This window comes from Caballeronia humi (genome assembly GCF_001544475.1).
Classification (GTDB): domain Bacteria; phylum Pseudomonadota; class Gammaproteobacteria; order Burkholderiales; family Burkholderiaceae; genus Caballeronia; species Caballeronia humi.
The window spans coordinates 1-12355 of record NZ_FCNW02000018.1 but is presented as its reverse complement, the minus strand read 5'-3'; the positions used below and the strand labels follow the sequence as shown (position 1 = coordinate 12355).

The window sequence follows — 12355 nt, the reverse complement described above, 5'->3', positions numbered from 1 at the left end:
CACACATAGATAGTAGGTCAGGCGCGCAGGTCGAACCCGTCGAGATAGAGCCTGGGCGCTTCGCCGTCCCAGGCGCGGCCGTCGCAGAGTACGTCGCGGCGGTATTCGTCCGGTAACTCAACGCCCGCAAGCGCAGCCGCCTCGCGGTACAGCGCCGTCTGGTTGACCGCCTCCGCAACAGCGTCATCGTCGCCCGGACGCCCCAAAAGACCCCAGCGACGATATTGCGTCATGAACCACAGGCCATCGGAGGCGCGCGGATAGTTGACCTTGCCGCCGTCGAAGAAGCTGACGGGGAGGGCGTCCGGAAAACGCGCTTGGTCGTAGGCGCCGGTCAAACGCGGCTCGATCAGCTCGCGCGGCGCATTGACCAGATCCGGCGCGGCGAGCAGCGGCGCAATCTCCGCGCGATGCCCCGGCTCGTCGAGCCAGCGGCACGCTTCGAGCATCGTGCGGATCAGCGCGCGCGACGTGTTCGGATGGAGCGCGACGAAGTCGCGCCGGCTCGCGAGCGCCTTCTCGGGATGATCCGGCCAGATGCCGCTTGTCAGCACGACCGTGCTTCCCGCGCCGCGCGCTTCCGCGAGCGCGTGCCACGGCTCGCCGCAGCAAAAGCCGTCGAGCTGGTCTTCCGCCAAGGCATCGACCATGCGCGGCGGCGGAATCACGACGCTCTCGATGTCGCGCAACGGATGCACGCCGTTCGCCGCGAGCCAGTAATAGAGCCACATCGCGTGGGTGCCGGTCGGGAAGGTCTGCGCGAGGACGGGCGGGCGTCCGAGCGACGAAAACGCTTCTTTAAGGCTGCCCGTCGCGCGATAAACCTCGGCGAGCGCGTTCGACAGCGTGACCGCGCCGCCATTGCGGTTGAGCACCATCAGCACGGCCATGTCCGCCTGCGGGCCGCCGATGCCGAGCTGCACGCCGTACACGAGTCCGTAGAGCGCATGCGCGGCATCGATTTCGCCTGAGAGCAGCTTGTCGCGCACGGCCGCCCACGACGGCTGGCGGCACAGTTCGAGCGTGAGTCCGTGGCGGCGGCCGAGGTCGAGGAGGCGCGCGGCGGCGAGCGGCGCAACGTCCGACAGCGCGACGAACCCGAGCCGGATATGCGTCTTCTCGGGCGGCCCAAAGCGGTCGGCGGGGATCGGGTCGGATGTGTTCATAGCGTGCGGGTCACCCCAGTAGATCGGCCATCGCGATGAGTTGCCGCGCGACTTCGGCCACTTTGATGCCCTGGTCCATCGCGCGCTTGCGCAGCGCGGCGTAGGCCTCCTGCTCCGTCATGTGGCGGCGGTCCATGAGAAGGCGCTTGGCGCGGTCGATGGTCTTGCGTTCCGCGAGTTCGCTCTCCACCTGCGCGAGCCGCTGGCGCAACTGCTCCTCGTGCGCGAACCGCGCGAGCGCGACGTCGAGGATCGGCGCGAGCCGCTCGGCCGCGAGCCCTTCGACGAGATACGCCGTCACGCCCGCGCCGACCGCCGCGCGGATGAACTGCTGGTCGGCGTCGTTGCTGAACATCAGCACGGGGCGCGGCGCGGCCTTGTTCATCACGGCGAGCTGTTCGAGCGTATCGCGCGAAGGCGATTCGGTATCGATGATGACGACATCCGGCCGTTCACGCTCGACGACCTTCGGCAGCGCGGCGGGCGTTGCGACTTCGGGCAGCATCTCGTAGCCGAGGCGTGCAAGGGCCTGGCGCAGATCGCCGATTGGTTTGTCCGTGTCGGTGACTAGGAGGACACGAAGCATGGGTCAGGCGCGAAATGAATTCATTGCGGGGGGCGTGCTGCTGATATATGCGCTTCTCTTGTTAACCCAGTATATCGGCGTGTGATTTTTGATATCAGGCCGCATGCGCCATGTCATCGTGCGCTTCATGTCGCGCGTTTGCCTCGCCAATCGCATTCCCGACCAGAATCACCGCTGGACTGCCGAGTCCCGCCGCCGTCGCATCAGCGGCGAGACGGCCGAGCGTCGTGACAAGCCGCTGTTCGCGCTCCGTGCCGGCCCATTGCACGACCGCCGCCGCCGTACTCAAGGGCAGCGTCGAAAGAAGCCCGGCGCAGATCGTGTCGATGCGGCTCATGCCCATATAGATCGCGAGCGTGGTGCCGGTCGCGGCGAGCGCGGCCCAGTCCGGCTCGCCGTGATCCTGCATGTGCGCCGTGATGAAGGTCACGCCCTGGCAATGCTCGCGATGCGTGAGCGACACGCCGAGGCTCGCCGCCGCCGCGAATCCCGACGAGATGCCGTTCACGATATCGACCGGGATCTGGGCGCGACGCAACGCCGCGAGTTCCTCGCCGGCGCGGCCGAAGAGCAGGGCATCGCCGCCTTTCACGCGCACGACGTGCAGCCCCTTCGACGCATAACGCTGCATCAGGCGCTGGATGAATGCCTGCGGTGTCGATTTGCAGCCGCCGCGCTTGCCCACGCGGATCACGCGCGCACGCGGCGCGAGCGACACGATCTCGGGATTGGCGAGATCGTCGAGGAGCACGACGTCGGCGGCGGCGAGCGCTTTCGCGGCCTTGATGGTGAGCAGGTCCAGATCGCCGGGACCGGCGCTGAGCAATGTGACCTTGCCGTTATTCATCGTGATGTCCTCTTGAATATTCATGCCGCGCACTAAACAAAAGCGGCGTCCGCTCGTGGGCTGCACGAGGGGACGCCGTTGTCCTGGGTTGCCTTGAAGGCCAGTGATCGATGCGAGCCAGCTTCGTTGCTGGCAGCGCTTTCGCTCATGCAATATGCGGGCCACTCGTCTCGGAGCCTTGATTGGCGGCGCCAAAGCAGGCAGCAGTCTCAAAAGGCGCACACCTGCTGTGCTGCGCTGCACAGATTCGGCGCCAAGTGCCTCGTTCGAGGGAATGCACCAATTGAAAACCCGCCGCGCGCTGCGCACGCCCGCAGTGCTGCATCGCACCAGCGATGTGCTGCCGCGCTTCATCGTGAATCCGGATCGGCCGCCATGCAACACCATGAAAACTCCGCACAGCCCCGTCCTACAAGGAAATCGCCCTCGATGGCATAGCCCTTGCGTTATGTCCTGCCATCGGGTCAACGGCGATCCGCAGAAATATACGCAACACGCGCAACAGAGCGCACCCCCCAATACCGAGCTTTTGGACAATGGCGTCCCCCGAGCAGATCGACATCTGTTTCGCGGGACGCCTTTTCTTTTTCTGGAAAAGAAAATGGCAAACAAGGCAACCCGAATCGATCTCTTCAGCATGCGCACGCCGCCGATGCGCGCTTTCCACCTCACGTGGATGGCGTTCTTCGTCTGCTTCTTCGCGTGGTTCGCCTGCGCGCCGCTGATGCCGCTCATCAAAAAGGAGTTCAACCTCTCCGTCGACCAGATCGCGAACATCAACATCGCCGCCGTCGCGGTGACGATCCTGGTACGTCTCGTCGTCGGTCCGATGTGCGACCGCTTCGGCCCGCGCAAGGTGTATTCGGCGCTTCTCCTTGCCGGCGCGGTGCCGGTGTTCGGCGCGGCGCTCGCGACGGGCTACGAGAGCTTCCTCTGGTGCCGCCTCGCGATCGGCGCGATCGGAGCGAGCTTCGTCATCACGCAGTACCACACGTCGGTGATGTTCGCGCCGAACGTCGTCGGCACCGCGAACGCGACGACCGCCGGCTGGGGCAACGCGGGCGCGGGCGCTTCGCAGGCGCTCGTTCCGCTGCTCGTCGCGGCGGCGATCGTGATCGGCGTGGGCGAACAGTCGGCATGGCGCGTCGCGCTGCTCGTGCCGGGCATTGCGATGCCGGTCATGGCCTTCTTCTACTGGCGCTATACGCAAGACTGCCCGCAAGGCGATTTCTCCGATCTGCGCGCACGCGGCATCGCTATCGACGGCGGCAAGAAGGGTGGCTGGGACAGCTTCCGCACCGCCTGCGCGAACTATCGCGTGTGGATGCTGTTCGTGACGTACGCGGCGTGCTTCGGTGTCGAAGTGTTCATCCACAACATCGCGGCCATCTATTACGTCGATCACTTCCAGCTCTCGCTGAAGGCAGCGGGCATCGCGGCGGGCAGCTTCGGCCTTCTCGCGCTCTTCGCCCGCGCACTCGGCGGCTGGCTCTCGGACAAGGTGGCGGCCAAGCGCGGGCTCGACGTGCGCTCGACGCTCCTCTTCGCGCTGATCGCGGGCGAAGGCATCGGCCTCTTCTGGTTCGCGCACGCCGAAGGCGTCGCGCTGGCGATCGTCGCGATGCTCGTGTTCGGCCTCTTCACGCACATGGCCTGCGGCGCGACCTACGCACTCGTGCCGTTCATCGACCGCAAGGCGCTCGGCGGCGTGGCGGGCGTGATCGGCGCGGGCGGCAACGTCGGCGCGGTGGCGGCGGGCTTCCTGATGAAGGGCGTCGGCAACGTGCAGCAGACGCTTTCGATGCTCGGCATGCTCGTCGCGGTCTCGGCGCTGTGCGCGCTCGCGGTGCGCTTCAGCCCGGAGCACAAGGCACGGGAAGCCGCGTTGCGCGAAAGCGCGCTCTCGGTCAACAACGGCGTAGTCAACTAAGGACGCGGTCATGAAAATCATCGTCATCGGTCACGGGATGGTCGGCCACAAGTTCCTCGAATGCCTCGCCGACACCCAGGCGGAAGGGCTCGACATCACCGTGCTGTGCGAAGAGCCGCGTCCGGCCTACGATCGCGTGCACCTGTCCGAGTTTTTCGCAGGCAAGACGGCGGACGACCTGTCGCTCGTCGCACCCGGTTTCTTCGAGCGCGAGAACTTCGTGCTGAAGCTGAACGCGCGGGCGGTGTCGATCGATCGCGCGGCGCGCACGGTGACGGTCTCGACCGGCGAGACGCTCGACTACGACAAGCTCGTGCTCGCGACCGGCTCCTATCCGTTCGTGCCGCCGCTCGCGGGCAGCGACCGCGCGGACTGCTTCGTCTACCGCACGATCGAAGACCTCGAAGCGATGCGCGAATGTGGTGCGCGCTCGAAGACGGGCACGGTGGTCGGCGGCGGGCTGCTCGGTCTCGAATGCGCGAAGGCGCTGCGCGATATGGGGCTGGAAACGCATGTCGTGGAATTCGCGCCGCGTCTGATGGCCGTGCAGGTCGACGAAGGCGGCGGGCGCGTGCTGAAAAGCCGCATCGAGGAATTGGGCCTGACGGTGCATACGCAGCGCAGCACGCAAGCGATCGTCGATGGCGAGACGGGCACGAACCGCATGCAGTTCGCCGACGGCACGCATCTCGATACCGACATGATCGTGTTCTCCGCGGGCATCCGTCCGCGTGACGAGATCGCGCGCGCGGCGGGTCTGGAAGTGGGCGCGCGCGGCGGCATCGTGATCGACGATGCGTGCCGCACGAGCGATGAAAACATCTTCGCGATCGGCGAATGCGCAGTGTGGAACGGTCAGGTGTTCGGTCTGGTCGCGCCGGGCTACGACATGGCTCGCGTGACGGCCAAGCAGTTGCTGGGCGAAGCGGCCGAATTCGGCGGCGCGGACATGAGCACGAAGCTGAAGCTGATGGGCGTCGATGTGGCGAGCATCGGCGATGCGCACGGCAAGACGCCGGGCAGCCGCACCTATCAGTTCAGCGACGAGCGCAAGCAGGTATACAAGAAGCTTGTGGTATCGGATTGCGGCAAGTATCTGCTGGGCGGCGTGATGGTCGGCGATGCGAGCGAATACGGCACGCTCCTGCAGATGATGCTGAACCGCATCGAATTGCCGGAAGCACCGGAGTTCCTGATCCTGCCGCAATCGGATGGACAGGCTAAGCCCGCGCTCGGCGTCGAGGCGTTGCCGGCCGCAGCGCAGATCTGCTCGTGCAACAACGTGACGAAAGCGGAGATATGCGAAGCGGTGTGCGCGGGCGCGACGAGCATCGGCGCGATGAAGGCCGCCTGCAAGGCCGGCGCATCGTGCGGCGGCTGCGTGCCGCTCGTCACGCAAGTGATGAAGTCCGAGATGAAGCGGCAGGGCATGAGCGTGAACAATCATGTCTGCGAGCACTTTCCTTATTCGCGTCAGGAGCTGTATCACATCGTTCGTGTTGAAGGCGTGAAGAGTTTCGGTGCGCTGCTCGCGAAGCATGGACGCGGGCACGGCTGCGATATCTGCAAGCCGGTTGTCGCGAGCGTGCTTGCTTCGTGCTGGAACGAGTTCGTGCTGAAGAAGGAGCACGCAAGCCTGCAGGACTCGAACGACTACTACCTGGCGAACATTCAGCGCGATGGCACGTATTCCGTCGTGCCGCGCATGCCGGGCGGTGAAGTGACACCCGAGGGATTGATCGCGGTCGGGCAAGTCGCGAAGAAGTATGGGCTTTATACGAAGATCACTGGCGGGCAGCGTGTCGATCTTTTTGGCGCGCGTGTCGAGCAGTTGCCGTTCATCTGGGAAGAGCTGATTGCGGCTGGCTTCGAATCGGGACATGCGTATGGCAAGTCGTTGCGCACGGTGAAGTCGTGCGTCGGATCGACCTGGTGCCGCTACGGCGTCGGCGATTCGGTCGGGCTCGCGATCGAGGTCGAGAATCGCTATAAGGGTTTGCGTGCGCCCCACAAGATCAAGTTTGGTGTCTCCGGATGTACGCGGGAATGCGCTGAAGCGCAGGGCAAGGACATCGGCATCATCGCGACGGAGAAGGGGTGGAATCTCTATGTCTGCGGCAATGGCGGGATGAAGCCGCGTCATGCCGAACTGCTCGCGTCCGATCTCGACAAGGACACGCTCATTCGTTACATCGACCGTTTCCTGATGTTCTATATCCGCACAGCGGACCGGTTGCAACGGACCAGTGTCTGGCGTGACATCCTCGAAGGCGGACTGGACTATCTCGTCGATGTGGTCGTGCATGACAAGCTCGGTTTGTCGGATGAACTCGAGGCCGAGATGCAGCTTGTCATCGATACGTACGAGTGCGAGTGGAAGAAGGCCGTCACCGATCCCGAGACGCGCAAGCGCTTCCGTCACTTCGTGAACAGCGATCAGGGTGATGGGAATGTCGCCTTCGTCGAGGAGAGAGGGCAGATTCGGCCGGCCACCGTCGAGGAACGTGCGGGGCGCGTGATTCCTATCGCGGTTCTGGATTCTGCTGGCGCTTGATTTTCTTAAACCGGTGTAACCCAAAGGAAAACGGATCATGAACGCAGAGCGAATCGACCAATCCTGGACCCCAGTCTGTGACCTGCACGAAATAGTCCCCGACACGGGTGTGTGCGCGCTGATCAATGGCGCGCAAGTGGCCGTATTCCACGTCGCCGACGGTAACAATACAGTTTTCGCCATCAACAACTACGACCCCAACTCGCAAGCCTCCGTGCTCTCTCGCGGATTGATCGGCAGCCTGGGCGAACGCGTCGTCGTGGCCTCGCCGATCTACAAGCATCACTTCGATCTGCGCACCGGCGAATGCCTTGAAGTGCCTGCGCACTCGGTCGCGTCGTACCCTGCAAAGGTTGCAGCCGGCAAGGTATGGGTCGCGGCATGAGGATCGAGCATGCATCGTCGAGCGGTGGCGGCACGGGGGCACGGCGTCTGAAGCTCGTCGTGATCGGCAACGGCATGGCGGGCATGCGCACGGTCGAAGAGTTGCTCAAGCTCGCGCCCGATCTTTACGATATCACCGTGTTCGGCGCCGAGCCGTACGGCAACTACAACCGCATCCTGCTCTCGCCGGTGCTCGCAGGCGAGAAGAGTGTCGACGACATCATCCTCAACTCGCGCGACTGGTACACGCAAAACGGAATCGAACTCCACGCAGGCGATCCGGTTACCGGGATCGATCGCGCGCGCCGCATCGTGCGTTCGCAAAGAGGCATTGAGGCGCGCTACGACCGCCTGCTGATCGCCACCGGTTCGAAGCCGTTCATCATTCCGGTGCCGGGTCATCAACTGCCGGGCGTGATCGCGTTTCGCGATATCCAGGACGTCGAGACGATGCTCACGGCCGCGCGCGACCATCGCCACGCGGTGATCATCGGCGGTGGCCTGCTTGGGCTCGAAGCGGCCAACGGCCTGCAACGCCAGGGCATGCACGTAACCGTCGTACACGTCACCGATGCGTTGATGGATCGCCAGCTAGACAGGAGCGCGTCGACGCTCCTGCAACGCACGCTCGAGGCAAAGGGCATGCGCTTCATGCTCGCGGCGAACACGGCGGAGATCGTCGGCCCGGATCGCGCGACGGCCGTCCGTTTCGCCGACGGCGCCGAGATTCCCGCCGACCTCGTCGTGATGACGGCAGGCGTGCGTCCGAACATCGATCTCGCGAAAGCAGCAGGGCTGCATTGCGAACGCGCGATCGTCGTCGACGATACGTTGCAGACCTACGATCCGCGCGTCTATGCGGTCGGCGAATGCGTGCAGCATCGCACGGCGACCTTCGGGCTCGTCGCACCGATCTGGGATCAGGCGCGTGTCGCGGGCGCGCATCTCGCGGGCGCGGGGCATCGCCGCTACGTGCAGCGCGCGACCGCGACGAAGCTCAAGGTGACGGGCGTCGATCTCTATTCGGCGGGCGATTTCATCGGCGGGCCGGGGAGCGAGGACCTCGTGTTGCGCGATCCGAAGCGCGGCATCTACAAGCGGCTCGTGCTGGAAGGCGGGCGCGTGATCGGCGCCGTGCTCTATGGCGACGTGAAGGACGGCGGCTGGTACTTCGACCTGATCCAGAACCGCACCGACATCTCCGCGCTGCGCAGCCAGTTGCTGTTCGGCAAGACCCTTTGCGAGGCGCTGGCCGCCTGAACCGGAACCAAACGTGAGCTTTCCCGTCATCCCTATTTCGTCGCCGGCTTCCTCTTCGACCGTGAAGACCACGTGCCCGTATTGCGGCGTCGGTTGCGGCGTGAAGGCCACGCCGCGCGGGCACGCGCAACCCGACATCGCTGGCGACGAAACGCATCCGTCGAACTTCGGGCGCCTGTGCGTGAAGGGCTCGGCACTCGGCGAAACGGTAGGCCTCGACGGGCGGCTGCTGCAACCGAAGCTGCGCGACAAGGAGAGCGGCGCCATGCACGCAGTGCCGTGGAGCGATGCAATCGGCGTGGTCGCGAACGGCTTCAAACGCATCATCGATGAACACGGCCCCGATGCGGTCGCGCTCTACGTATCGGGCCAGTTGCTGACCGAGGACTACTACGTCGCCAACAAGCTGATGAAGGGTTACGTCGGCAGCGCGAACATCGATACGAACTCGCGGCTTTGCATGTCGTCGTCGGTGGCGGGGCACAAGCGCGCGTTTGGCGAGGACATCGTGCCGGTGAATTACGAGGACCTCGAACTCGCGGACCTCGTCGTGCTGGTCGGGTCGAATACGGCATGGTGTCATCCGATTCTCTTTCAGCGCATCGTGAAGATGAAGGAGAAGCGGCCGGAGATGAAGATCGTCGTGATCGATCCGCGCTACACGGCGACCTGCGAAATGGCCGACCTGCATCTGCCGCTCAAGTCAGGCACCGACGTGCACCTTTTCAACGGCCTGCTCGCGTTTCTCGCGGAACACGATACGACCGACGCCGCGTTCGTCGATGCGCACACGTCGGGCTTCGATGCCGCGCTCGCCGCAACCGATGGTTTCGATCTCGCGCAAACGGCCAGGGCCTGCAAGATCGATGCGCATGAACTGCTCGAGTTCTATCGTCTCTTTGCGCGCACCGAGCGTGTCGTGACGGTGTATTCGCAGGGCGTCAACCAGTCGAGCGCGGGCACCGACAAGGTCAACAGCATCATCAACTGCCATCTCGTGACGGGACGCATCGGCAAGCCCGGCATGGGGCCGTTCTCGTTCACCGGGCAGCCTAACGCAATGGGTGGACGCGAAGTCGGCGGCCTCGCGAACATGCTGGCCGCGCACCTCGAACTCGATAACGCCGAACACCGCGAACTCGTGCAGACGTTCTGGGAATCACCGTCGATCGCGACGCGACCGGGACTGAAGGCCGTGGATCTCTTCAACGCGATTGAAGCGGGCCGCGTCAAGGCCGTCTGGATCATGGGCACGAACCCGGTCGTGAGCCTGCCCGATGGCGAGCAGGCGAAACGCGCGCTCGATCGATGCGAACTCGTGGTGAGTTCGGACATCATCGAGCGCACCGATACGAACGCGTTCGCACATGTGTTGCTGCCGGCGCTCGGCTGGGGCGAGAAGGACGGCACGGTTACGAATTCGGAGCGCCGCATCTCGCGTCAGCGCGCGTTTCTTCCCGCTCCCGGCGAAGCGCGCGCGGACTGGCGGATCATTTGCGATGTCGCGCGTCGCATGGGTTATGCAGGCTTCGACTTCAGGAACGTGCACGAAATCTTCGATGAACACGCGCGACTGAGCGCTCATCGTAACGATGAAGACCGCATTGCGCGTGCCTTCAATCTCGACGGCCTGACGGGCATGGACAGCGCACGCTATGACGCGCTCGCGCCAATTCAATGGCCTGTGACGGACGCCGCCGCGAACGGAACGGAGCGACTCTTCGGTGACCATCGCTATCGTCACGCGGACGGTCGCGCTCACTTCATCGCAACACCGCCGCGCCTGCCGGTCAACGCCATCGACGACGACTATCCGCTCGTGCTCAACACGGGCCGGGTGCGCGACCAATGGCACACGATGACGCGTACAGGCAAGTCGGCGAAACTCGCGGGTCACATCGGTGAAGCGTTCATCGACATGCATCCGCAGGACGCACTCGCATGCGGCGTGCGCGAGGGCGAACTCGCGCGCGTGTCGAGCCGCTGGGGATCGATGGTCGCGCGCGTCCAGCATGGCGGCGGCATGTCGCGCGGCAGCGTGTTCGTGCCGATCCACTGGAACGACCAGGTTGCCTCCGATGCGCGCGTGGGCGCCGTGGTGAACCCGGTGGTCGACCCTGTTTCAGGCGAACCGGAGTTCAAACACACGCCGGTTGCCGTCGAGAAATTTCACGTGTCGTGGCATGGCTTTGCCTTGAGCCGCGCGACGCCTTTGCTTGACGACGTAACCTACTGGACACGCATCCAGGGCGCGCAATTCGTGCGTTACGAACTGGCGGGCCGCAAGCACTTCGAAGGCTCCGACGATCATCGCGCATGGGCGCGCGCGATGCTCGACGTCGATGATCCGCATGCCGACTGGCTGGAATACGAGGACCGTTCCGCAGGCGTGTATCGCGCGGTGCATGTCGTGAACGACCGCATCGAGGCTTGCGTGTTTCTTTCCGAGCGGCCTGAACTGCCCGCGCGTACCTGGCTTTCGACTCTGTTCGCAAAGGACGAGCTAGACGAGGAAGACCGCATCGGTCTCTTGCTCGGACAGCCGGTGGGGAAGGGCGTCGATACAGGACCCACCGTTTGCTCCTGCTTTGGCGTCGGACGCAATACGATCTGCAGCGCAATTCGTGAGCAAGGGCTCAAGACCGCGGCGGAGATCACGTCCTGTCTTAAGGCCGGCGGCAATTGCGGTTCATGCGTGCCGGAGTTGAAGAAGCTCATCGTCGAAACTGAAATGGCACGCTTGAGCACCGTCTGATCGCACGCAGGATTGATTTGCCCAGCGCGCTCGCGCTGGGTATCGACACACGTCGACCCCCCTCAAAGCCCCTCCGCATAAGCGATTTCCCGCATCCCGCCACGCTCAATGAGCGCTATCGAACCAACAATTGCATGAGCAATTCCGTTGTAAGGATTAGTGTTGGTTGTCGAACGAATCTGAATGTCGGTCTTCCGTAAAGTCCCATCAAACGTAGGTACATCGTAAGGAACCTACAAGAAGGGCATCGACATACGATGCTACGGGGATCGAGATGAAGAACGCACAAAAACAAATGAGCATCGCTGGCGTGGCCGCCAATCGCGCCTCTTTGCAGACACGCGACACCGCCTCACACGGCCAGAGCGCCGTCACTGTCATCTCCAAGCCAAGAATTTCACGAGCGCGTTGCTGAACGCGCATCACGCTTAAGGCGCCAGGCGCTGTATCGCCCGGAGCACGACGCTCCGCGTGAAAGCACCCGCACGCCCTGAGTAATCCGACAACGATATTCGCTTCACCTGCTACATGCCGGCGTCCATGTAGCTGGATAACCGTGCGCCATCAAACCGGAGACACACCATGAAACGCAATCTGATCGTAGCCGCAGTTCTCTCCCTCGCTTCCGTCGCAGCGTTCGCAACGGGCACGAGCTCCAGCTCGAGCTCGACTTCGGGTGGCTCGACGGCCGCTGCCGTTCTCGGCTACGGCCACTTCAGCGCAACCGATGCAGGCGCAGCAAACGGACACGCCACGGCAACGGCCGGCAAGGGCTACAACGTCACGGGCAACTCGACCAACGCAACGACGAGCCACATCAACACGACGACGGCCGGCGGCAAGGGCTTCGGCGGTGCAACGGCTGGCGGCACC

The 12355-nt window shown here is 64.1% G+C and carries 9 protein-coding genes; 6 read left to right on the top strand and 3 right to left on the bottom strand.

The annotated features are described in order from the left end of the window. Positions 1–17 precede the first annotated feature (17 nt). From AWB65_RS17515 to cobA, 3 genes are all read right to left on the bottom strand, one after another. Positions 18–1166 carry a CmpA/NrtA family ABC transporter substrate-binding protein gene (locus tag AWB65_RS17515; RefSeq protein WP_087668366.1) on the bottom strand — a complete coding sequence of 383 codons (1149 nt, stop codon included), beginning with the start codon at positions 1164–1166 and terminating at the stop codon, positions 18–20. Positions 1167–1176: 10 nt separating this feature from the next. Beyond that, on the bottom strand, positions 1177–1752 hold the full coding sequence (locus AWB65_RS17510; RefSeq protein ID WP_087668365.1) for an ANTAR domain-containing response regulator: 576 nt from the start codon (positions 1750–1752) through the stop codon (positions 1177–1179). 94 nt (positions 1753–1846) lie between these two features. Beyond that, on the bottom strand, positions 1847–2623 hold the full coding sequence (gene cobA / locus AWB65_RS17505; RefSeq protein WP_235007659.1) for a uroporphyrinogen-III C-methyltransferase: 777 nt from the start codon (positions 2621–2623) through the stop codon (positions 1847–1849). A gap of 577 nt (positions 2624–3200) precedes the next feature. Here cobA and AWB65_RS17500 point away from each other — a divergent pair. The 6 genes from AWB65_RS17500 to AWB65_RS17475 all read left to right on the top strand — a co-directional run. After that, entirely contained in the window at positions 3201–4529 is a 1329-nt protein-coding gene (locus AWB65_RS17500; protein ID WP_087668364.1) for an MFS transporter, read from the top strand. A 10-nt stretch (positions 4530–4539) separates the two neighbouring features. Continuing rightward, positions 4540–7083, top strand: a complete 2544-nt coding sequence (gene nirB / locus AWB65_RS17495) for a nitrite reductase large subunit NirB (protein WP_087668363.1) — start codon at positions 4540–4542, stop codon at positions 7081–7083. Between the two features lie 37 nt (positions 7084–7120). After that, positions 7121–7468 carry a nitrite reductase small subunit NirD gene (gene nirD / locus AWB65_RS17490; protein WP_087668362.1) on the top strand — a complete coding sequence of 116 codons (348 nt, stop codon included), beginning with the start codon at positions 7121–7123 and terminating at the stop codon, positions 7466–7468. Then, positions 7465–8727, top strand: coding sequence for an NAD(P)/FAD-dependent oxidoreductase (locus AWB65_RS17485; RefSeq protein ID WP_087668455.1), 1263 nt, complete (start codon positions 7465–7467; stop codon positions 8725–8727). Before nirD ends, AWB65_RS17485 begins: the two co-directional genes overlap by 4 nt. A 13-nt stretch (positions 8728–8740) precedes the next feature. Next, complete coding sequence (locus tag AWB65_RS17480) at positions 8741–11482, top strand: nitrate reductase (RefSeq protein ID WP_087668361.1); 2742 nt, start codon at positions 8741–8743, stop codon at positions 11480–11482. A gap of 582 nt (positions 11483–12064) precedes the next feature. After that, a partial coding sequence (locus AWB65_RS17475; RefSeq protein ID WP_125474146.1) for a hypothetical protein occupies positions 12065–12355 on the top strand: 291 nt, incomplete at its 3' end.